The 20,776-nt window shown below is 50.5% G+C and carries 21 protein-coding genes and 1 pseudogene; 9 read left to right on the top strand and 13 right to left on the bottom strand.

Annotation, left to right across the window (positions count from 1 at the left end; translation table 11 throughout):
* Positions 1–101: 101 nt before the first annotated feature.
* Complete coding sequence (gene yjgA, locus FEK42_RS15085) at positions 102–653, bottom strand: ribosome biogenesis factor YjgA (RefSeq protein WP_130259537.1); 552 nt, start codon at positions 651–653, stop codon at positions 102–104.
* 94 nt (positions 654–747) lie between these two features.
* Between yjgA and pmbA the strand changes: the two genes are divergently transcribed.
* The 4 genes from pmbA to FEK42_RS15060 all read left to right on the top strand — a co-directional run bounded on the left by pmbA (position 748) and on the right by FEK42_RS15060 (position 3,384).
* A complete protein-coding gene (pmbA, locus tag FEK42_RS15080) occupies positions 748–2,100 on the top strand; it encodes a metalloprotease PmbA (RefSeq protein WP_135493304.1) in 1,353 nt (450 codons plus the stop codon).
* Between the two features lie 183 nt (positions 2,101–2,283).
* A complete protein-coding gene (gene cybC, locus FEK42_RS15075; protein ID WP_130206066.1) occupies positions 2,284–2,670 on the top strand; it encodes a cytochrome b562 in 387 nt (128 codons plus the stop codon).
* Positions 2,671–2,861: 191 nt separating this feature from the next.
* Complete coding sequence (locus FEK42_RS15065; protein ID WP_000212715.1) at positions 2,862–3,104, top strand: type II toxin-antitoxin system RelB/DinJ family antitoxin; 243 nt, start codon at positions 2,862–2,864, stop codon at positions 3,102–3,104.
* Entirely contained in the window at positions 3,094–3,384 is a 291-nt protein-coding gene (locus FEK42_RS15060) for a type II toxin-antitoxin system RelE/ParE family toxin (RefSeq protein WP_131161322.1), read from the top strand. Before FEK42_RS15065 ends, FEK42_RS15060 begins: the two co-directional genes overlap by 11 nt.
* Here the strand turns inward: FEK42_RS15060 and nrdG are convergent, their stop codons facing one another.
* The 4 genes and pseudogenes from nrdG to treR all read right to left on the bottom strand — a co-directional run bounded on the left by nrdG (position 3,385) and on the right by treR (position 7,730).
* Complete coding sequence (gene nrdG / locus FEK42_RS15055; protein WP_064530204.1) at positions 3,385–3,849, bottom strand: anaerobic ribonucleoside-triphosphate reductase-activating protein; 465 nt, start codon at positions 3,847–3,849, stop codon at positions 3,385–3,387.
* Between the two features lie 232 nt (positions 3,850–4,081).
* Positions 4,082–6,220, bottom strand: a complete 2,139-nt coding sequence (gene nrdD, locus FEK42_RS15050; RefSeq protein ID WP_130206068.1) for an anaerobic ribonucleoside-triphosphate reductase — start codon at positions 6,218–6,220, stop codon at positions 4,082–4,084.
* Between the two features lie 393 nt (positions 6,221–6,613).
* Positions 6,614–6,709, bottom strand: a pseudogene (locus FEK42_RS23060) (hypothetical protein); the annotation flags it as partial.
* A gap of 46 nt (positions 6,710–6,755) precedes the next feature.
* Positions 6,756–7,730: a trehalose operon repressor TreR gene (treR, locus tag FEK42_RS15045; RefSeq protein ID WP_276320292.1), complete on the bottom strand. Its 975-nt coding sequence runs from the start codon at positions 7,728–7,730 to the stop codon at positions 6,756–6,758.
* A gap of 156 nt (positions 7,731–7,886) precedes the next feature.
* Here treR and mgtL point away from each other — a divergent pair, with 156 nt between their 5' ends.
* Together mgtL and mgtA are read left to right on the top strand one after the other, a co-directional pair.
* On the top strand, positions 7,887–7,940 hold the full coding sequence (gene mgtL, locus FEK42_RS15040; protein WP_001387276.1) for a mgtA regulatory leader peptide MgtL: 54 nt from the start codon (positions 7,887–7,889) through the stop codon (positions 7,938–7,940).
* A gap of 142 nt (positions 7,941–8,082) precedes the next feature.
* Positions 8,083–10,779, top strand: coding sequence for a magnesium-translocating P-type ATPase (mgtA, locus tag FEK42_RS15035; protein ID WP_135493305.1), 2,697 nt, complete (start codon positions 8,083–8,085; stop codon positions 10,777–10,779).
* 205 nt (positions 10,780–10,984) lie between these two features.
* On the opposite strand, the gene FEK42_RS15030 is transcribed toward mgtA, so the two are convergent.
* From FEK42_RS15030 to pyrL, 4 genes are all read right to left on the bottom strand, one after another.
* On the bottom strand, positions 10,985–11,371 hold the full coding sequence (locus tag FEK42_RS15030) for an enamine/imine deaminase (RefSeq protein ID WP_000047542.1): 387 nt from the start codon (positions 11,369–11,371) through the stop codon (positions 10,985–10,987).
* A gap of 72 nt (positions 11,372–11,443) precedes the next feature.
* Complete coding sequence (gene pyrI, locus FEK42_RS15025) at positions 11,444–11,905, bottom strand: aspartate carbamoyltransferase regulatory subunit (protein ID WP_000148581.1); 462 nt, start codon at positions 11,903–11,905, stop codon at positions 11,444–11,446.
* Between the two features lie 12 nt (positions 11,906–11,917).
* Positions 11,918–12,853, bottom strand: coding sequence for an aspartate carbamoyltransferase (gene pyrB, locus FEK42_RS15020; RefSeq protein ID WP_000013052.1), 936 nt, complete (start codon positions 12,851–12,853; stop codon positions 11,918–11,920).
* Between the two features lie 3 nt (positions 12,854–12,856).
* Positions 12,857–12,991 (bottom strand): pyr operon leader peptide, encoded by a 135-nt coding sequence (pyrL, locus tag FEK42_RS15015; RefSeq protein ID WP_032341226.1) that lies wholly within the window; start codon positions 12,989–12,991, stop codon positions 12,857–12,859.
* 259 nt (positions 12,992–13,250) lie between these two features.
* On the opposite strand from pyrL, the gene tabA reads away from it, so the two are divergent.
* The gene (tabA, locus tag FEK42_RS15005) at positions 13,251–13,703 is read left to right on the top strand and encodes a toxin-antitoxin biofilm protein TabA (protein WP_130216649.1); all 453 of its coding nucleotides are present in this window, start codon (positions 13,251–13,253) and stop codon (positions 13,701–13,703) included.
* 46 nt (positions 13,704–13,749) lie between these two features.
* On the opposite strand, the gene argF is transcribed toward tabA, so the two are convergent.
* Complete coding sequence (gene argF / locus FEK42_RS15000; protein WP_138211880.1) at positions 13,750–14,754, bottom strand: ornithine carbamoyltransferase; 1,005 nt, start codon at positions 14,752–14,754, stop codon at positions 13,750–13,752.
* 161 nt (positions 14,755–14,915) lie between these two features.
* Between argF and rraB the strand changes: the two genes are divergently transcribed.
* Positions 14,916–15,332, top strand: a complete 417-nt coding sequence (gene rraB, locus FEK42_RS14995) for a ribonuclease E inhibitor RraB (RefSeq protein ID WP_130206080.1) — start codon at positions 14,916–14,918, stop codon at positions 15,330–15,332.
* Between the two features lie 45 nt (positions 15,333–15,377).
* On the opposite strand, the gene FEK42_RS14990 is transcribed toward rraB, so the two are convergent.
* Complete coding sequence (locus FEK42_RS14990; protein ID WP_135408771.1) at positions 15,378–15,881, bottom strand: GNAT family N-acetyltransferase; 504 nt, start codon at positions 15,879–15,881, stop codon at positions 15,378–15,380.
* A gap of 192 nt (positions 15,882–16,073) precedes the next feature.
* Here FEK42_RS14990 and FEK42_RS14985 point away from each other — a divergent pair, with 192 nt between their 5' ends.
* Positions 16,074–17,261 (top strand): DUF898 family protein, encoded by a 1,188-nt coding sequence (locus FEK42_RS14985; RefSeq protein ID WP_135493307.1) that lies wholly within the window; start codon positions 16,074–16,076, stop codon positions 17,259–17,261.
* Positions 17,262–17,310: 49 nt separating this feature from the next.
* Here FEK42_RS14985 and valS read toward each other — a convergent pair whose 3' ends face one another.
* Positions 17,311–20,166 carry a valine--tRNA ligase gene (valS, locus tag FEK42_RS14980; protein WP_138211879.1) on the bottom strand — a complete coding sequence of 952 codons (2,856 nt, stop codon included), beginning with the start codon at positions 20,164–20,166 and terminating at the stop codon, positions 17,311–17,313.
* Positions 20,166–20,609: a DNA polymerase III subunit chi gene (holC, locus tag FEK42_RS14975; protein WP_135493309.1), complete on the bottom strand. Its 444-nt coding sequence runs from the start codon at positions 20,607–20,609 to the stop codon at positions 20,166–20,168. Before holC ends, valS begins: the two co-directional genes overlap by 1 nt.
* Positions 20,610–20,776 lie beyond the last annotated feature (167 nt).

Genomic DNA, 20,776 nt, shown 5'->3' with positions numbered 1-20,776 from the left:
TTGAGCATAGCGCCTGATGCGACGCTTGACGCGTCTTATCAGGCCTACAGATCTGGCGGTGCACTGCATCCGGCAAACCATACTCACATCAACAACGAAAATTACCCTTCGTTCTCTGCCAGCTCGCGCAGATACTGGAAAATCTGGCGTGCGGATTTCGGCGGCTTATTCCCTTCTTTCTCTTTCTTCGCGTTGCGGATCAGAGCACGCAGTTGCTGACGATCGGCATCTGGCCACAGATTCAATACTTCAGCGATAGCATCATCCCCTTGATCGATCAGACGATCGCGCAGGTTTTCCAGTTTATGGAACAACACCACCTGCTGGTTGTGGCGGTTTTTCAGCTTATCCAGCGCCTGACGGATAGGCTCTACATCGCGTTGGCGCAGCATCTTACCAATGAGCTGCAACTGGCGGCGGCGACCTTCCATCTTAATACGCTGGGCTAACTCAATAGCTGCACGCAGATCCGCATCTAACGGGATCTTATCCAGCGCGTTTTTCCCCAGATCAACAATTTCTGCGCCCAGGCGTTTTAGCTCCTCGGCGTCACGTTTAATTTCACTTTTACTGACCCAGATAATTTCATCGTCTTCGTCTTCGATGTCATCACCGGGAACGTCGTCGAGCCAGTCTTCGGGCTGCTTAGTCATGTCAGGCTCCTTAAAAAAAAGAGGCTAATGTTACCAGTTAAGATGCGCACTGAAAAACGGTTCTCTGTTAGACTTCAGAGAAACTCTCTACATTATGGCACTTGCAATGAAAGTAATCTCTCAAGTTGAAGCGCAGCGCAAGATTCTGGAAGAAGCAGTTTCGACTGCGCTGGAGTTGGCCTCAGGCAAATCGGACGGTGCGGAAGTTGCCGTCAGCAAGACCACCGGCATTAGCGTTAGTACGCGCTATGGTGAAGTGGAGAATGTCGAATTCAATAGTGATGGCGCGCTGGGGATAACCGTTTATCACCAGAACCGCAAAGGTAGCGCATCATCCACCGATTTAAGCCCGCAGGCCATTGCACGCACCGTACAGGCGGCGCTGGATATTGCGCGTTACACTTCGCCAGATCCGTATGCAGGCGTGGCAGATAAAGAACTGCTGGCTTTCGACGCGCCGAATCTTGACTTGTTCCACCCCGCAGAAGTCTCTCCAGACGAAGCCATTGAACTGGCGGCCCGTGCTGAACAGGCGGCATTACAGGCGGATAAACGCATTACCAACACCGAAGGCGGCAGTTTTAACAGCCATTACGGCGTCAAAGTTTTCGGTAATAGCCACGGTATGTTGCAAGGCTACTGCTCAACGCGTCATTCGCTCTCCAGTTGCGTGATTGCCGAAGAAAATGGCGATATGGAGCGTGATTATGCCTACACCATTGGCCGCGCGATGAGCGATCTACAAACGCCAGAGTGGGTCGGGGCCGACTGCGCTCGCCGTACCTTATCGCGTCTGTCACCGCGTAAACTCTCCACCATGAAAGCGCCGGTCATTTTTGCCAATGAAGTGGCAACCGGGCTGTTCGGTCATCTGGTGGGGGCGATTGCTGGTGGTGCGGTCTACCGTAAATCCACCTTCCTACTGGATTCGCTGGGTAAACAAATTCTGCCGGACTGGCTGACCATTGAAGAGCATCCGCATCTGCTGAAAGGGCTGGCATCTACGCCATTCGACAGCGAAGGTGTTCGTACCGAACGTCGCGACATTATTAAAGATGGCATCCTGACTCAGTGGCTGCTGACCAGCTACTCGGCGCGCAAATTGGGGCTGAAAAGCACCGGACACGCGGGCGGTATTCACAACTGGCGCATTGCCGGACAAGGTCTAAGCTTCGAGCAGATGCTCAAAGAGATGGGCACCGGGCTGGTGGTGACGGAATTGATGGGCCAGGGCGTGAGTGCAATTACCGGTGATTATTCCCGTGGTGCGGCGGGCTTCTGGGTAGAAAACGGCGAAATTCAGTATCCGGTTAGCGAAATCACCATCGCAGGTAATTTAAAAGATATGTGGCGCAATATTGTCACCGTCGGTAACGATATTGAAACACGCAGTAATATACAGTGTGGTTCTGTGCTGTTGCCGGAGATGAAAATCGCCGGACAGTAAAAAAACTGGCGCGACCTGCCGCGCTATAAACTAAAAAATTACACAAAATCATTCGCACTGCATCGAGACGGAAAGTGAATGAGGGCCGGGGAGCGTACTCGTAGTACGTGACTCGGGCGAATGAGCTTAGCCGTCGATGAGGCAGTGTGAAGGATGAAGTGTAAATAAAAAAGGAAGTGAGCAATGCGTAAAAGCCTGTTAGCTATTCTTGCAGTCTCCTCGTTGGTATTCAGTTCGGTGTCGTTTGCCGCTGAGCTGGAAGACAATATGGAAACCCTCAACGACAATTTAAAAGTGGTCGAAAAAGCGGATAACGCGGCGCAAGTCAAAGACGCGTTAACCAAAATGCGTGCCGCGGCGCTGGATGCGCAAAAAGCAACGCCGCCGAAGCTGGAAGGAAAATCGCCAGACAGCCCGGAAATGAAAGACTTCCGCCACGGTTTCGACATTCTGGTTGGCCAGATTGACGACGCGCTGAAGCTAGCTAATGAAGGTAAAGTAAAAGAAGCGCAGGCCGCCGCAGAGCAACTGAAAACGACCCGCAATTCATATCACAAGAAGTATCGTTAATTCCTCATTGGGCGGTGAAACGTCGCCGCCCAATGCTCTCCTCTCCCTTCGTAAAATCACCGCTAAATCTCTCTTCACTACGACATATTTCTGCGTGTCGCCGCCATTTTTGCGAGGCGTTTTCCAGAAATGAATGTAATGCATATGTAATGCTATAATGCATTACACTTTTCATAATTACCGGAGGCATAATGGCCACACTTAACGTCCGTCTGGATGACAAATTGAAAAACGAGGCTTATGCGGTGCTGGAAAAATTAAATATCACGCCTACTGAAGCCGTACGGCTGCTGTTTCAGTACGTTGCGGAAAATGGGCGAATGCCGGTAAAAACGCTCACTGTCAGTGATAGTGAAGAAGCCTTGTTACGCACTGTCAGGGAACGACTGGCCAACCCACAAGAGGCCATTAAGGTCCGACTGGATGAACTATGAGCTGGCCTTTGATCCGCGAGCGCTGAAAGAGTGGCAAAAACTGGGCGTGACAGTCCGGGAACAATTTAAAAAAAAGCTTGAGGATGTGCTGAAAAGGCCGCGCAATCCCTCGGCTAAACTGCGGGATTTACCGGACTGCTACAAAATTAAGCTTCGCACTCTGGGATATCGTCTGGTTTATCAGGTTAACGATAAAGAGTTGCTCGTGTTGGTGATAGCTATTGGTAAGAGAGAGAACTCAGCCGTTTATGAAGATGCGGATAAACGGCTGGAAGAGTGATTAACGTAAATGGTGTACCACCTGGTTGCTGCTGCCGCGCCAGATCAGGGAAGGGTCTTTTAAATCCTGCATAAATTTGCCATCAACCAGCACGTTAATCAAATCAACAACCTGCATTTGTGCAGCGTTGAGTTCGTCGAGTTTATACCCTGTCCACACCCAAATGTCTTTACCCGGGCATTCGGCACGGATGCGTTGTACCAGTTTCAGAATATCCGGCACGTTTTGCGGATGCAGCGGATCGCCGCCGGAGAGGGAAATGCCCTGGCGTTTGATGCGAGTGTCGTTCAGATCGTTGATGATCTGGTCTTCCATTTCTTTGGTAAATGGCTGACCGGAATTTACCCGCCAGGTGCTTTTGTTATAGCAACCGGGGCATTCATGAACACACCCGGAGACAAACAGGGTGCAACGAGTGCCGGGGCCGTTGACGATGTCGACAGGATAGTATTGATGGAAGTTCATATTTCGCCTGGCTTATCAGTCTGCGTGTAGGCCGGATAAGGCGTTTACGCCGCATTCGGCAATCAACGCCTGATGCGACGCTGTCGCGTCTTATCAGGCCTACAGCCGTTGCTACAGTCTGGAATTTGTAGGATTTGTAGGTCGGATAAGGCGTTTACGCCACATCCGGCAATCAACGCCGGATGCGACGCTTTCACATCACATCCGGCATTTGCTTAACGCAGCGTGGAGATCAACCGATCTGCCCATTTCCTAAATGTTTAACGCGGCGTTTAACTTCTTCCTGCTTGCCGGCGTTAAACGGACGCGCATCCGGACTACCTAAATATCCGCACACGCGGCGAGTTACCGACACACGGGAGGTGTCATGGTTACCACATTTCGGACAAGTGAAGCCTTTGCTGGTGCACTCAAACTCGCCGGTAAAGCCACATTCGTAGCATTCATCGATCGGTGTGTTGGTGCCGTAATACGGCACATGCTGATAGCTGTAATCCCAGACATCTTCCAGCGCCTTCAGGTTGTGCTGAATGTTTGGATACTCGCCGTAGCAAATGAAGCCACCGTTCGCCAGCGGCGGGTAAGGCGCTTCAAAGTCGATCTTGTCGTACGGGTTCACCTTCTTCTCCACATCAAGGTGGAAACTGTTGGTGTAGTAACCTTTATCGGTCACGCCCGGCACCACGCCAAACTCAGCGGTATCGAGACGGCAGAAGCGGTCGCACAGGTTCTCACTCGGCGTACTGTAGAGGCTGAAACCGTAGCCGGTTTCTTCTTTCCACTGATCCACCGCCTGACGCAGACGTTCAACAATCGCAATACCTTTCGCACGCAGCTGCTCGTTGTCGTAAACATGCTCGCCGCCGAACAGCGCGTTAATGGTTTCGTGGATACCGATGTAACCCAGCGAGATAGACGCTCGACCATTTTTGAAGATTTCAGACACGTCATCGTCTGCATTCAGACGTACGCCGCAGGCACCTTCCATATAGAGGATCGGCGCTACGCGCGCTTTCACGCCTTCCAGACGGGCGATACGGGTCATCAGCGCCTTACGCGCCAGCACCAGACGTTCATCCAGCAGCTTCCAGAAGGTGGCTTCATCGCCTTTCGCTTCCAGAGCAATACGTGGCAGGTTCAGGCTGATCACGCCGAGGTTGTTACGACCATCGTGGATCTGCTCACCGTTTTCGTCTTCCCACACGCCGAGGAAGCTGCGGCAACCCATTGGCGTTTTAAACGAGCCGGTGACTTTCACTACCTGATCGTAGTTCAGGATATCCGGATACATGCGCTTGCTAGCGCACTCCAGCGCCAGCTGTTTGATGTCGTAGTTCGGATCGCCCACTTTATGGTTCAGGCCATCGCGAATTGCGAACACCAGTTTCGGGAACACGGCGGTTTTACGGTTTTTACCCAGGCCCGCGATACGGTTACGCAGGATAGATTCCTGAATCAGGCGCGATTCCCAGCTGGTACCCAGACCAAAGCCAAAGGTCACAAACGGCGTCTGACCGTTGGCGGTGTGCAGGGTATTTACTTCATATTCCAGCGACTGGAATGCGTCGTAGCACTCTTTGATAGTACGAGAGTTAGCGTAACCTTCGACGTCAGGAATGCTCCACTCTTCCGCAGTTTTACGGTGCTTGTTGTAGCTGGCGGTGACAAACGGTGCCAGAACTTCGTCGATACGGTTAATGGTGGTGCCACCATAAATATGGCTGGCGACCTGAGCAATAATTTGCGCAGTTACTGCGGTAGCTGTAGAGATCGACTTCGGCGGTTCAATCTCTGCATTCCCCATCTTAAAGCCTTGCGTCAGCATGCCTTTCAGGTCGATCAACATGCAGTTGAACATTGGGAAGAACGGCGAGTAATCGAGATCGTGGTAGTGGATATCACCACGTTCATGTGCCTGCACCACGTCACGCGGCAGCAGGTGCTGACGTGCATAGTGTTTAGCAACAATCCCGGCCAGCAGGTCACGCTGGGTCGGAATGACTTTACTGTCTTTATTCGCGTTTTCATTGAGCAGCGAGGAATTAGTCTGCTCGACCAGACCACGGATCTCCTGGTTCAGACGACCGCGTTTTTCACGTTCAATGTCGCGATCGTGACGGTACTCAATATATGCACGGGCCAGTTGTTTGTACGGGCCAGACATCAGTTGGTTTTCAACAGCGGTCTGGATTTCGTTGATATCTACCTGGTTACGCCCCTGCATTTGCTCGCTGACGATAGCGGCAACAGTGGCACAATAATCTGCATCATCGACTTCCGCTGCTTTAGCTGCACGCAGAATAGCTTCTTTGATGCGCTCTGATTTAAACGGCACTTTGCAGCCGTCTCGTTTCATCACATGCGGTGTCATGATCGCTCCATATTTTTAAGAACAGGTTATCCACAGAAAGTTGGGAAGTGCGCCCCGGTTTATTCAGCTCTTGTTACGGGGATTTACTGCAATCCCAATTCGCTTTATCCACAATTGTGTCGGCTTCGTTGATGTGTATCTTGTTGCAAGTTTAGACGATGGATACAACATATTGGGTTTAGATGCATTTTAAAGTCTATATATAGTGCTTTGCATTAAGGATGTTTGCGTTTTTTTTGATTTAGCTCAAAGTAAAAAGCAGAGAGTACGGATGGCGGGCGCTAGAGCGATGTGTAAATTTTTTGATGATTTTCTGGTTATAAAATCAACAAAAACAATATACTACCCGGTAAGTCCCCGGAAATACTCGCTTTAGCATGGTCTGGAGAGGGATTATCTCTGAAACCACCAGACAGCCTCAAAAGACCGTAATGTCGTGGCACAGAGTTGTGGTGAGGTTTCTTCAAAGCTATACATCAGAAGCTGCCAGTAGTGTTCTGAACACTCTTTGGATAAATCTGGTAGAAGGTAACTCTCAGGAAAGGGCTGCTGGGATGACGATTTGTTGAGGTTCGCTGCGTCCGGTTACCTGTTCGATCAACTGGCTGGCAGCCTGACGTCCGGCTTCGGCGTAGCCTGGATCAACGGTGACGATCTCCGGATGGAGAAACTTCATTAACGGCGTATTACCGACGCTCGCCAGTTGCAGTGTGTCGATGTGTTGCTCTTGCAGGTACTTACATGCCCCGAGCGCCAGCGTGTCGGTTGCGCACAGCAACGCAGTGGTTTCTGGCGTAATCACTTTTGCCACGTTCTCGTAACCTTGCTTCATGGCCAGGCCGGGCAGGGCGGCGACGGGATGTAGTTTATGTGCTTTGCAAAATGCCAGATAAGCCTCATGACGCCGCTTACCAGTGGTAATGTCGCTGTGTGGTACGCCAAGATAACTGATATTGCGATGCCCCCGATCGTAGAGGCATTGCATCAGAATCTTAATCGCCCCTTCGTCGTCATAACAGACCGAAGCAAAACCTTTTGCGTCATGCGCCAGCAGTACCAGAGATGATTGCCAGTGAGCTAACATTTCTTCCGTTATGCCGGTAAAACCGAACAGCACCACTCCGTCAATATTGCGACGTTTCAGAACGCCTAAATGTTCAGTAACCAGCTGTGGCGAAAACTGGCTTTCCATCATGATCGGATCGTAACCCTGTTCATAGAATGCAGGCAGCATCGTCTGAACGGCGAGATTTTCTGATAACGAATCCAGACGGGTGACGATAATAGCAACCACTTTATCGCTTTGCCCACGCATAGCACGCGCGGATCGGGAAGGGGAAAATCTATGCTGATTCATCACTGCTTCCACGCGCTCGCGCGTGTGCTGACTCACGCCACTTTCGTTATTCAGCACTCGGGAAACCGTGGATTTCCCCACGCCGCTTAAACGAGCAATGTCTTTGATGGTCAGCCGATTTTGCATCCTGTTGTCCCGTAATTTGCGTTTAATTATTTGAGCCTAACTTTACCCACGCATTCAGCAATGGGTAAAGTCTGGTTTATCGTTGGTTTAGTTGCTTGCAGATATTATATCGGCATAAATGCTACGAATATTATTGGATTCTCCTTATTATTTGCGGCGCTTTTTTCACTTACCGGAGGTTATATGGAACCTGATCCCACGCCTCTCCCTCGACGGAGATTAAAACTTTTCCGGTAAGCCTGTCTTTTCACGGCATTACCGGATGTGTAAGGCCGTGACGTTTTAACGTCCCAGCTCATGTTTATTACCTTCAGGTAAGGCTTTGCGACGCCTGAAGATATTTTCTGCACCATGCTTACAGGGTGCGGAGGGACTTCCTATGTTTAAAGAAATTTTTACCCGGCTCATTCGCCATTTACCTTCTCGTCTGGTCCATCGCGATCCGTTGCCTGGTGCGCAACAGACAGCGAATATTCCGATCCCGCCTTCCTTAAGCGCGCATTGCCTGAAAATGGCGGTGATGCCAGAAAAGGAATTATGGAAAACCTTCGGCACGCATCCAGAAGGGTTAAATCAGGCGGAAGTGGAATTAGCCCGCGAACAACACGGTGAAAATAAACTACCCGCGCAACAACCGTCGCCGTGGTGGGTACATTTGTGGGTCTGTTATCGCAACCCCTTTAATATTTTGCTCACGATCCTCGGCGGCATTTCTTACGCCACGGAAGATTTATTTGCCGCGGGCGTTATTGCGTTAATGGTAGCTATTTCTACGTTGCTGAACTTTATTCAGGAAGCGCGCTCCACCAAAGCAGCAGATGCCCTGAAAGCGATGGTCAGTAATACTGCGACGGTGCTGCGCGTAATTAACGATAAAGGCGAAAATGGCTGGCTGGAGATCCCGATCGATCAGCTGGTGCCTGGCGATATTATTAAACTGGCGGCGGGAGATATGATCCCGGCAGATTTACGTATTTTGCAGGCGCGGGATCTGTTCGTCGCCCAGGCATCGTTAACCGGTGAGTCTCTGCCCGTGGAAAAAGCTGCAACCACTCGCCAGCCAGAGCACAGCAATCCGCTGGAGTGCGATACCCTGTGTTTTATGGGCACCACCGTGGTGAGCGGTACGGCACAAGCAATGGTGATTGCCACAGGTGCCAACACCTGGTTTGGTCAACTGGCGGGGCGTGTCAGCGAGCAGGAAAGCGAGCCGAATGCTTTTCAGCAAGGGATCAGCCGCGTCAGTATGCTGCTGATTCGCTTTATGCTGGTGATGGCGCCCGTGGTGCTGTTGATCAACGGTTATACCAAAGGCGACTGGTGGGAAGCGGCACTTTTCGCGCTTTCAGTGGCGGTGGGCTTAACGCCGGAAATGTTGCCGATGATTGTCACTTCGACGCTGGCGCGTGGAGCAGTAAAACTGTCGAAACAGAAAGTGATCGTCAAACATCTGGATGCGATTCAGAACTTTGGTGCAATGGATATTCTGTGCACTGATAAAACAGGCACCCTGACGCAAGATAAAATTGTGCTGGAGAATCATACCGATATCTCCGGTAAAACCAGTGAGCGCGTGCTGCATAGCGCGTGGCTGAACAGTCATTATCAGACCGGACTGAAAAACCTGCTCGATACGGCGGTGCTGGAAGGCATTGATGAGGAGTCCGCCCGTCAGTTGGCCAGTCGTTGGCAGAAAGTGGATGAAATTCCGTTTGATTTCGAGCGCCGCCGGATGTCGGTGGTAGTGGTAGAAAATGCCGAACACCATCAACTGGTGTGCAAAGGCGCATTGCAGGAAATCCTTAATGTATGTTCGCAGGTGCGTCACAATGGCGCGATTGTTCCGCTCGATGACACCATGCTGCGTAAGATTAAGCGGGTTACAAATACGCTTAATCGTCAGGGGTTGCGTGTGGTGGCGGTGGCGACGAAATATCTGCCCGCGCGTGAAGGGGATTATCAGCGGATTGATGAATCCGACCTGATCCTCGAAGGATATATTGCTTTCCTTGATCCGCCAAAAGAGACAACGGCTCCGGCACTGAAGGCATTAAAAGCGAGTGGAATTACCGTCAAAATCCTTACTGGCGACAGTGAGTTAGTGGCGGCGAAAGTGTGCCATGAAGTGGGACTAGATGCGGGAGAGGTGGTAATTGGTAGTGATATTGAAACGCTAAATGACGACGAACTGGCAAATCTCGCGCAGCGTACCACGTTGTTTGCCCGCCTGACGCCGATGCATAAAGAACGCATTGTGACCTTACTGAAGCGCGAAGGGCATGTGGTTGGCTTTATGGGCGATGGTATTAATGATGCGCCCGCCTTACGTGCTGCGGATATCGGCATTTCTGTGGACGGTGCGGTAGATATTGCCCGTGAAGCGGCTGATATCATCCTGCTGGAAAAAAGCCTGATGGTACTGGAAGAGGGGGTTATTGAGGGACGCCGAACTTTTGCCAACATGCTGAAATACATCAAAATGACGGCAAGTTCTAACTTCGGTAATGTGTTCAGCGTGCTGGTGGCGAGTGCATTCTTGCCCTTCCTGCCGATGTTGCCGTTACACTTGCTTATTCAAAACCTGCTGTACGATGTGTCACAGGTGGCGATCCCGTTTGATAATGTCGACGACGAGCAAATTCAAAAGCCGCAGCGTTGGAATCCGGCGGATTTGGGGCGCTTTATGATCTTCTTCGGACCGATCAGCTCGATCTTCGATATTCTGACGTTTTGCCTGATGTGGTGGGTATTTCATGCCAATACGCCGGAAACGCAAACGCTGTTCCAGTCGGGCTGGTTTGTGGTGGGATTACTGTCGCAAACGCTGGTTGTGCATATGATCCGCACCCGCCGTGTGCCGTTTATTCAAAGTTGTGCGTCGTGGCCATTAATGGCGATGACCGCGATCGTAATAGTCGTGGGGATCGCGTTGCCGTTTTCACCGCTGGCTGGTTATCTGCAACTGCAGGCACTGCCGTTAAGTTACTTCCCGTGGCTGATTGCGATTCTGGCAGGGTATATGGTGTTAACGCAGTTGGTTAAAGGGATTTATAGTCGTCGTTACGGCTGGCAGTAAAGAATTAACTGGGCATGGTGGCCCGGATTCAGATTGCAGACAAAGTGAGCTTTGTTCATGCCGGATGCGGCGTAAACGCCTTATCCGGTCTACAAATTCAATAAATTGCAGGAATCACGTAGGCCTGATAAGCGTAGCGCATCAGGCGATTTTGCTTTTGTCATCAGACTTAATCCGGGCATGATAGCCCGGATTTCCATCAAGATTAGCGACGAACAGCGATCGCTTCGATCTCAATCTTCACGTCTTTCGGCAGACGTGCAACTTCAACGCAAGAACGTGCCGGGAAGGTGGCATTGTGCTCGGTGAAGAACGCTTCGTAAGTGGCGTTTACGGTTGCGAAGTCGTTCAGATCTTTCACAAACACGGTGGTTTTAACGATGTCGCCCACTTTCAGGCCAGCGGCTTCCACGATCGCTTTTACGTTATCCAGCGACTGACGCGCCTGTGCAGCGACGTCTGCCGGTACTTCGCCAGTTTTCGGGTTTACCGGGATCTGACCGGAAGTGATGATCATACTGCCCAGATCAACGCCCTGAACATACGGACCGATAGCTGCGGGTGCATTTTCCGTCGCGATAGTTTTGCTCATGATTTCTCCTTTATTACAGCGGTAAAAAGTCTGGCTCATTATAGGGAGCCTGACATTTATTACCAACCGCAATTAATTGGCCAGCACCACATTATGCGAAAACTCTTTTTCACAATATTTGCATTTGAGCGCAATATCATTGGCGCGTTTTCTCACGGCAAAGCTGGAAGAAACCGGTTCTGCATGGCTGATACAGTTGCTGTTCGGGCAGACCAGCACATTATCAATACGTTCCGGCAGGCTGGGGCGTGATTTGCCGACCACTTCATAGTTGTCGATACGGTTTACCGTGGCTTGCGGTGCATACAGTGCCAGTTGGTCTACTTGATCTTCACTTAAAAAGGTATTTTCGATTTTGATCAGATCCTTGCGGCCCATCTCGCCGGAAGGTAGGTTCAGACCGATGGTGATGCGCTGATCGGTTTCGGTTAACTTGAACAAGCTCAACAGCTTAAATCCGATCTGGGCGGGGATATGGTCAATTACCGTGCCGCGTTTAATAGCTTCAACCTGCAATTTATTATCGTGTGTCATCTCTATTTCCCCTTACAGTACCAGATCGCGATTCAGAACCAGTGCCAGTAACGCCTGGCGAGCGAAAATCCCATTGCCTGCTTGCTGGAAGTACCAGGCGTGCGGCGTTTTATCGACATCCGTCGCAATTTCATCAATACGCGGCAGCGGATGCAGCACTTTCATATTGGCTTTGGCGTTGTGGAGATCGCTGGCGCGCAGGACAAACTGCGCTTTTACGTTGGCGTATTCGGACGGGTCCAGACGCTCTTTTTGCACGCGAGTCATATACAGAATGTCCACTTCCGCCATCACTTCTTCAATGGAACTATGCAGACTCCAGGCGATACCTTTTTCATCGAGCATATCCAGAATGTACTGCGGCATTGCCAGCGCATCCGGGGCGATGAAGTAAAAACGGTTGCCGTCGAACTTCGCCAGCGCCTGGGTCAGGGAGTGAACGGTGCGACCATATTTCAGGTCGCCGACCATTGCGACGCGAAGATTGTCGAGACGTCCCTGGGTTTCCTGAATGGTGAACAGATCCAGCAAGGTTTGCGTCGGATGTTGGTTGGAGCCATCACCGGCATTCAGTACCGGTACATTGCCGGAAAATTCGGTTGCCAGGCGTGCCGCACCTTCCTGTGGATGGCGCATCACAATCGCATCGACGTAAGTGCTGATAACCGAGATGGTATCAGCCAGCGTTTCCCCTTTTTTTCCCAGTGAGGTGTTTGCGCTGTCAGAGAATCCCACCACACTAGCGCCCAGGCGGTGCATCGAGGTTTCGAAAGAGAGGCGGGTGCGGGTTGATGCTTCGAAGAAGCAACTGGCAATCACTTTATGTTTCAACAGTTCTGGTTGCGGGTTCGCTTTCAGTTTCGCCGCTGTCGCCAGCACCAGATTAAGGTCATCGCGACTAAGGTCGTTTATGGAAATGATATGTTTTTGATATAGCGGATTAGCCATCTTTTATCTCCTGACGCCTGGGCAAAAAAAAGCCCCTCGATTGAGGGGCTGGGAATAGGTGAACAACGGGAAGAAAAACGGCAGGCCAGCGTCTTTTTTCAGACGCGGTAAGACAAAATGTCGAACACACTGAACCATACATCCTCCCGGCAAATTGTCCGGCATTATACTCAGCCAGAAAGTGGGATCAAGCAATCAATGCAAAAAATTACCCAGGTAAACGATTGTAGTGAATTTATATGCTTTAAAATTGAGTTTTTAACAATATTTTTTTTGTGGCAAGCGGGCAGAAAAACATGCTTTGGCGCAATCGGACAGCAAAAAATGCTGGTATGGCAGTAAGGAATTACGTATAACGAGAGAAATGAAACATTGTTTTAATTGAGGAATGAAAAAGATGATCATCGGAAATATTCATAATCTCCAGCCGTGGTTGCCAGAAGAGTTACGCCAGGCCATTGAACATATCAAAATGCACGTTACGGCAGAAACGCCAAAAGGTAAGCATGATATCGAAGGCAACCGTCTGTTTTATCTTATCTCTGAAGATATGACTGAGCCGTATGAAGCGCGTCGCGCGGAGTATCATGCCCGCTATCTCGACATCCAGATTGTGTTAAAAGGGCAGGAAGGAATGACTTTTAGCACACAGCCTGCGGGTACGCCGGATACTGACTGGTTAGCTGATAAAGACATCGCCTTTTTGCCTGAAGGTATTGAAGAGAAAACAGTTATCCTTAATGAAGGCGATTTTGTTGTGTTTTATCCGGGTGAAGTGCACAAACCGCTGTGCGCAGTGGGTGAGCCTGCTCAGGTTCGCAAAGCGGTTGTTAAGATGCTGATGGCTTAAGCGAGTACCTGCCGGTGGCGACGTGAAGCCGCCTCCGGTACTGAAATTATTTGGCAAGCGTCGCAACCATTACCGCTTTGATAGTATGCATACGGTTTTCCGCCTGATCAAAAACAATGCTGGCGGGAGATTCGAAAACCTCGTCCGTTACTTCCATCCCACCATGTAGGCCAAATTCTTCAGCCATCTTTTTGCCAAGCGTTGTTTGGTCATCATGAAACGCGGGCAGGCAGTGGAGGAATTTGACCTCCGGGTTACCAGTTAACTGCATCATCTTGCTATTCACCTGATAATCACGCAGCAATGCAATCCGTTCAGCCCATTTCTCTTTTGCTTCACCCATTGATACCCACACATCGGTATAGATAAAGTCAGCACCTTTAACGCCAGTCGCGACATCTTCTGTCAGGGTAATATTCCCGCCATTTTGTTGTGCCAGGGCGCGGCATTCCGTAACCAGCGAAGATTCTGGCCAGCATGCCTGTGGCGCCACCAGACGCAAATCCAGACCGGTCAGCGCGGCCGCTTCCAGCATCGAGTTCCCCATGTTATTGCGGGCATCTCCGGCGTAGACCAGCGTCATCTCATTAAACGCTTTACCCGGTAAATGTTCTTGCATGGTCAGCAGATCTGCCAGCAATTGCGTGGGGTGGAACTCATTGGTCAGCCCATTCCATACCGGGACGCCAGCGTATTCCGCCAGTGTTTCGACAATCTCCTGACCATAGCCGCGATACTGAATACCGTCATACATGCGGCCAAGCACGCGGGCGGTATCTTTAATTGACTCTTTATGGCCAATCTGGCTGCCGCTTGGGCCGAGATAAGTGACGCGAGCACCCTGGTCATATGCGGCAACTTCGAAAGAGCATCGGGTACGGGTTGAGTCTTTTTCGAAGATGAGCGCGATGTTTTTACCGGTGAGTCTGGCTTCTTCTTTACCGCTTTTTTTATCTGCTTTTAGTTTAGCGGCTAGCCGGAGCAAGGTGTTGAGTTCAGCTGGCGTGAAATCAAGTAATTTCAGGAAATGCTTATGATAAAACCCGGACATAGATCCCTCCTGTGGCTTACGCCATAATGAATTAAAATTCAATTTATATGTATGAATATTCATTTGCAAGCCTAAAGCATAAAACTTTGTCACAAAGGTGGAGGCAATGTCAGTGGTGTGTGACAATAAGAGTATCAGCAGGACATTAAGAGGAATAAGTCATGGCAAACCCGGAACAACTCGAAGAACAGCGTGAAGAAACACGTTTGATTATTGAAGAATTACTGGAAGATGGCAGCGATCCGGACGCGCTGTACACCATCGAACATCACCTTTCCGCAGACGATCTGGAAACCCTGGAAAAAGCAGCGGTTGAAGCGTTTAAACTCGGTTACGAAGTGACCGATCCGGAAGAGCTGGAAGTGGAAGATGGCGATATCGTAATTTGCTGTGACATCGTCAGCGAATGCGCGTTGAATGCCGATCTGATCGATGCCCAGGTTGAGCAATTGATGAACCTGGCAGAGAAATTCGACGTTGAATACGACGGTTGGGGGACTTATTTTGAAGATCCTAACGGCGAAGATGGCGACGATGAAGATTATGTCGACGAAGACGATGACGGTGTTCGCCATTAATTAATTGATTAAAATGCCCGATAGCACACACTAGCGGGCATTTTTTTAGAGTTCGCGCAACATCCGCACTTCACAATCAACATGGCCCGTGCAGCCAAGTGCATAGTCGATATGTTGAAAACCTAAATGTTCATACAAACCAATCGCTTCTTTCAAAAAAGCGGTCGTTTCCAGATAGCAGCGTTTGAAGCCCATTTCTCGTGCCTGCTCCATCGCCATTAAGGCCAGTTTTTTCGCCAGCCCTTTGCCGCGAATGGCGGGAAGAAAATACATTTTCTGCAGTTCGCAAATGTCCGATTCACTACCTGCTAATGGCGCAATCCCGCCGCCGCCCACCACTTCGCCATTGTGTTCAACTACCCAATAGGCATGACCGGGCTGACTATACACTTGATACAATTCGTCAAGATTGGGATCGGCGACGGTATAGCCTTTATCAGCGGTAAGACCGTACTCTGCGGACACCTGGCGGATGACGCTGGCAATAGCAGCATTATCGGCGGCGGTAAGTTTGCGCAAACGGAGCGCGGGCGAAACGACAACATTCATAGCATAGCTCAATTTCAAATGTATGATTTATAGCTCCCTTTAATACCACCCTCGCTTTGGTGGTGCAAGAAGAAGATAAATCAGAAAATATTAAGCATATATCGCTTAGATAAAGCGTATTCTAGGTGGTCCAGTATCAATTGACTGGAATTATTATCTATATGAATGGAATTTATTTTAGGGATATAGTTCATGAATGGTGTAAACGTAGGGAAAGATAATCCTCGTCACGCATTTGTTTTTACAGGCAAGGGTGGTGAGTATTTTCTTATTTGTCTTGTGAATTTTTTACTGACAATTATTACTCTGGGAATATATGGGCCGTGGGCATTAGTGAAATGCCGTCGTTATATTTATCAACATGTGACACTCAAGGGGCAACCATTTAGTTATAAGGGAACAGGTGGTGCCATTTTTGTTAGCATGTTACTTATTGTGGCGGTTTATCTTCTCAGTATTTCTTGTTTTGCAGGCCAACACTTTGCGCTCGGTTTATTCCTGTTTGCTCTCTTTATCTGCGGTATTCCTTGCATGGCAGTGAAGAGTCTGCAGTATCAGGCGAACATGACCTCGCTGAATGGCATTCGCTTTGGCTTTAACTGCTCAATGCTTCGTGCATGGTGGGTTATGTTAGGTCTGCCTGTTCTGTTGGCGTTAGCTTTTTGGCTCGCACTGCACCTTATTGCGCAAGTGACGACATCGATAGGTGGGTTAATCTTTAACTTAGTGGTCTTAAGTTTGCTTTCCGTCATCGGACTGGGTGTTATCAATGGTATTACCTATAGCAAGTGGATGCCATTACTGGGTAATAACGCGACTTTTGGTGTCCATCAATTTTCCATTAAGGTCAACGTAAAAGAATGCATTAAAGGCTGTATGCTCGCAATATTAACCATGGTTCCTTTCATCATTGTGATTGGTATTATGATTGCGCCAGTATTTCAGCAGTTAATGATGATGACCATGTTGGGTAGGTCCGATGCGGGCAGGGAGCTAGTATTGCAATATTACCCGCAGATTACGGCTTCTTATTTCCTGTATTTTGTCGCGATTCTTGTTTTTGCCAGTTATCTCTATGTCACGTTACGCAATCTGTTTTTGAATAATCTGACACTGGCAAATGGCACTATTCGTTTTCATTCATCTGTTACCGCGATCGGTATGCTTTTGCGCATGTTGGCGGTATTAATGGGGTCCTCAATTACCTGTGGTCTGGCTTATCCCTGGCTGAAAATGTGGATGGTTAGCTGGATTGCTAACAATACCCATGTTCAGGGCGACCTTGATTCGCTGGAGTTAACCAATGATGACAAACCGCAGGATAGCGGTCCGTTAATGTGGATATCTCGCGGTATTATGCCGTATGTTCCGTTTATCTAAATAAAAAGGCCGGAGCATGCTCCGGCCTTCGTTTTCTTCACAGTGTTGATTACAGCGCGGCGATAACTGCCTGCTGTTCAATCAGCTTCGCTTTCGCTTCTGCATAACCTTCCAGCTTCTCACGCTCTTTCGCGATGACCGCTTCCGGTGCGCGGGCTACAAAGCCTTCGTTCGCCAGCTTGTTCTCGATGCGGCTGATTTCACCTTCAATCTTCGCCACTTCTTTCGCCAGACGCGCCAGCTCATCTTCTTTGTTAATGAGGCCCGCCATCGGGATCAGCAGCTCTGCGCCGTCGACGATCTTAGTAACGGAAACCGGGCCTTTGTCATCCGCAGGCAGTACGGTGATGCTTTCCAGACGCGCCAGCGTTTGCAGGAAGCCACGGTTTTCGTTCACGCGACGTTCTGCATCTGCACTGCAACCACGCAGCAGCAGCTCCAGCGGTTTGCCCGGCGCGATGTTCATTTCCGCGCGGATATTACGTACAGCAACGATCGCCTGCTTCAGCCACTCGGTGTCGGCCAGTGCGGCTTCATCGACCTGAGACGCATCGTACTGCGGGAACGGCTGCAGCATGATGGTGTCGGCAGTGATGCCACAAAGTACTTTCACACGCTGCCAGATGGTTTCGGTGATGAACGGAATGATCGGATGCGCGAGGCGCAGCAGACCTTCCAGCACGGTCACCAGCGTATGGCGAGTACCGCGCAGTTCGGCTTCGGTGCCACCGTTCATTACCGGCTTAGTCAGCTCCAGATACCAGTCACAGAACTGGTTCCAGGTGAACTCATACAGAATGCCTGCGGCAATATCGAAGCGGAAGCTGTCCAGCGCTTCGCGGTACGCTTTGATGGTCTGGTTGAACTCAGCCAGAATCCAGCGGTCCGCCAGTGACAGCGTCATTTCGCCGCCGTTGAAGCCGCAATCCTGACCTTCCGTGTTCATCAGCACAAAGCGGCTGGCGTTCCACAACTTGTTACAGAAGTTACGGTAGCCTTCCAGACGCTTCATATCCCAGTTGATGTCACGACCGGTAGAAGCCAGCGCCGCCAGGGTGAAGCGCAGCGCGTCAGTACCGTGCGGCTCAATGCCGTTCGGGAACTGCTTCTCGGTGCGCTTACGGATTTTATCCGCCAGCTGTGGCTGCATCATATTGCCGGTACGTTTTTCCAGCAGTTCTGGCAGCGAAATACCGTCAACCATATCCAGCGGGTCGATAACGTTACCCTTGGATTTGGACATCTTCTGGCCTTCGTCATCACGAATCAGGCCGGTCATGTAAACGGTGTGGAACGGCACCTGCGGTTTGCCATTTTCATCTTTGATGAAGTGCATGGTCATCATGATCATGCGGGCAATCCAGAAGAAGATGATGTCGAAACCAGACACCATTACGCTGGTTGGGTGGAACTGACGCAGGGCGTCGGTGTTTTCCGGCCAGCCAAGGGTAGAGAATGTCCACAGTGCAGAAGAGAACCAGGTGTCGAGAACGTCTTCGTCCTGACGCAGGGCAACATCAGCACCAAGGTTATTTTCTTTACGCACTTCGTCTTCGTTGCGGCCAACATAAACGTTACCCGCTTCGTCGTACCATGCCGGGATACGATGACCCCACCACAGCTGACGAGAGATACACCAGTCCTGAATATCGCGCATCCAGGAGAAGTACATGTTTTCGTACTGCTTCGGTACGAACTGAATGTCGCCGTTCTCAACCGCTTCAACCGCCGGTTGCGCCAGTACATCGGCACGCACGTACCACTGGTCGGTCAGCATCGGTTCGATAACTACGCCGCCACGGTCGCCGTAAGGAACGGTCAGGTCGTGCGGTTTAATTTCTTCCAGCAGGCCAAGCGCGTCAACCGCAGCAACGATGGCTTTACGCGCAGCAAAACGCTCCAGTTTCTGGAACTCTGCCGGGATCTCGCTGGAATAAACATCAGATTCGTTACCTTTGGTATCGAACACTTGAGCGCTTTCACGGATATCACCGTCAAAGGTCAGGATGTTGATCATCGGCAGGGCGTGACGTTTACCGACTTCATAGTCGTTAAAGTCGTGCGCCGGAGTGATCTTCACGCAGCCGGTGCCTTTTTCCATATCGGCGTGTTCGTCGCCAACGATCGGAATACGACGGTTAACCAGCGGCAGAATGACATATTTGCCAATCAGATCTTTGTAACGCGGATCTTCCGGGTTAACGGCCACGCCGGTGTCGCCCAGCAGGGTTTCCGGACGGGTAGTCGCAACCACCAGATAATCTTTACCGTCTGCGGTTTTCGCGCCATCAGCCAGCGGATAGCGGATGTGCCACATCGAACCTTTCGATTCGCGGTTTTCTACTTCCAGGTCAGAGATAGCGGTACGCAGTTTCGGGTCCCAGTTTACCAGGCGTTTGCCACGGTAAATCAGGTCTTCTTTATACAGACGGACGAAAACTTCTTTCACCGCATTGGACAGGCCTTCGTCCATGGTGAAGCGTTCACGCTCCCAGTCGACGGAGTTGCCGAGACGGCGCATCTGACGGGTAATGGTGCCGCCGGATTCCGCTTTCCATTCCCAGATTTTGTCGATGAAAGCTTCGCGGCCGTAGTCGTGACGGGTTTTACCTTCTTCTGCGGCAATCTTGCGCTCAACGACCATCTGGGTAGCGATCCCGGCGTGGTCAGTACCGACCTGCCACAGGGTGTTTTTGCCCTGCATGCGCTGATAGCGGATCATGGTATCCATGATGGTTTGCTGGAAGGCGTGACCCATATGCAAACTGCCGGTGACGTTCGGCGGCGGGATCATGATGCAGAAACTTTCCTGGCTTTCATCGCCATTAGGCTTAAAGTAGCCCTGCTTTTCCCAGTGCTCGTAAAGCGGCTGTTCGATATCTTGTGGGTTGTATGTCTTTTCCATTATTTCCAGGTTGCCGTATTCAGGTTGAAACCAGCCACGCGGTAGGCTTTATAGCGTTCGCGCGCCAGTTGTTTCAGAGAATCTTCATAAGGAACGAAGTCTACCACTTCTGTGAAAGCGGTGGCAAAATCTGCAAAGCTTGTTCGCAGACTAATCAATATATCGCGCGGGCTGCTGCTACGCTTTTGCGGCCAGGCGATCTCCACCGGCGCACCGCCGCGCGGTCCTTCTCCTGCTAAATTATGCGGAACAAAGCTTTCTGCCGGACGTGCCCACAGGGCTTCATCCAGCCGGTAAGCCTGCTTTTCATCTTCACAGGCGATGAGCACGCGCTTACCACTGCGCCAACGTTCTGCGGCAATTTCACACACCAGCAGCTCAACGGCGCTTAAGCCATCGACGGTGGTGTCATTGTCCAGAAGGTAGAACGTTGCGTTTTTCATATATGGGGCTTCTTGTGGTGGATTTAAATATGCATCTGGTAATACACAGCATTGCCTGATGCGACGCTGCCACGTCTTATCAGGCCTACTAGTTCAGTGCTGTGTGTCGGTCGGATAAGGCGTTCACGCCGCATCCGACAATTACAGCGTTGCCTGATGCGACGCTG

The organism is Escherichia sp. E2748, from assembly GCF_005781125.1.
Taxonomy (GTDB): domain Bacteria; phylum Pseudomonadota; class Gammaproteobacteria; order Enterobacterales; family Enterobacteriaceae; genus Escherichia.
Note: the sequence above shows the minus strand (reverse complement) of the source record. Positions and strands in the feature narration are given on the sequence as shown.

What these genes read in the sequence shown, in the direction of transcription:
- FEK42_RS14990 (WP_135408771.1), bottom strand. Translation starts at nt 15,881, where the DNA reads ATGAATGTTGTCGTTTCGCCCGCGCTCCGTTTGCGCAAACTTACCGCC.
- FEK42_RS15060 (WP_131161322.1), top strand. Translation starts at nt 3,094, where the DNA reads ATGAACTATGAGCTGGCCTTTGATCCGCGAGCGCTGAAAGAGTGGCAA.
- argF (WP_138211880.1), bottom strand. Translation starts at nt 14,754, where the DNA reads ATGTCCGGGTTTTATCATAAGCATTTCCTGAAATTACTTGATTTCACG.
- cybC (WP_130206066.1), top strand. Translation starts at nt 2,284, where the DNA reads ATGCGTAAAAGCCTGTTAGCTATTCTTGCAGTCTCCTCGTTGGTATTC.
- pyrL (WP_032341226.1), bottom strand. Translation starts at nt 12,991, where the DNA reads ATGGTTCAGTGTGTTCGACATTTTGTCTTACCGCGTCTGAAAAAAGAC.
- FEK42_RS15030 (WP_000047542.1), bottom strand. Translation starts at nt 11,371, where the DNA reads ATGAGCAAAACTATCGCGACGGAAAATGCACCCGCAGCTATCGGTCCG.
- holC (WP_135493309.1), bottom strand. Translation starts at nt 20,609, where the DNA reads ATGAAAAACGCAACGTTCTACCTTCTGGACAATGACACCACCGTCGAT.
- mgtA (WP_135493305.1), top strand. Translation starts at nt 8,083, where the DNA reads ATGTTTAAAGAAATTTTTACCCGGCTCATTCGCCATTTACCTTCTCGT.
- pyrB (WP_000013052.1), bottom strand. Translation starts at nt 12,853, where the DNA reads ATGGCTAATCCGCTATATCAAAAACATATCATTTCCATAAACGACCTT.
- yjgA (WP_130259537.1), bottom strand. Translation starts at nt 653, where the DNA reads ATGACTAAGCAGCCCGAAGACTGGCTCGACGACGTTCCCGGTGATGAC.
- nrdD (WP_130206068.1), bottom strand. Translation starts at nt 6,220, where the DNA reads ATGACACCGCATGTGATGAAACGAGACGGCTGCAAAGTGCCGTTTAAA.
- rraB (WP_130206080.1), top strand. Translation starts at nt 14,916, where the DNA reads ATGGCAAACCCGGAACAACTCGAAGAACAGCGTGAAGAAACACGTTTG.
- nrdG (WP_064530204.1), bottom strand. Translation starts at nt 3,849, where the DNA reads ATGAACTTCCATCAATACTATCCTGTCGACATCGTCAACGGCCCCGGC.
- tabA (WP_130216649.1), top strand. Translation starts at nt 13,251, where the DNA reads ATGATCATCGGAAATATTCATAATCTCCAGCCGTGGTTGCCAGAAGAG.
- valS (WP_138211879.1), bottom strand. Translation starts at nt 20,166, where the DNA reads ATGGAAAAGACATACAACCCACAAGATATCGAACAGCCGCTTTACGAG.
- FEK42_RS15065 (WP_000212715.1), top strand. Translation starts at nt 2,862, where the DNA reads ATGGCCACACTTAACGTCCGTCTGGATGACAAATTGAAAAACGAGGCT.
- pyrI (WP_000148581.1), bottom strand. Translation starts at nt 11,905, where the DNA reads ATGACACACGATAATAAATTGCAGGTTGAAGCTATTAAACGCGGCACG.
- FEK42_RS14985 (WP_135493307.1), top strand. Translation starts at nt 16,074, where the DNA reads ATGAATGGTGTAAACGTAGGGAAAGATAATCCTCGTCACGCATTTGTT.
- pmbA (WP_135493304.1), top strand. Translation starts at nt 748, where the DNA reads ATGGCACTTGCAATGAAAGTAATCTCTCAAGTTGAAGCGCAGCGCAAG.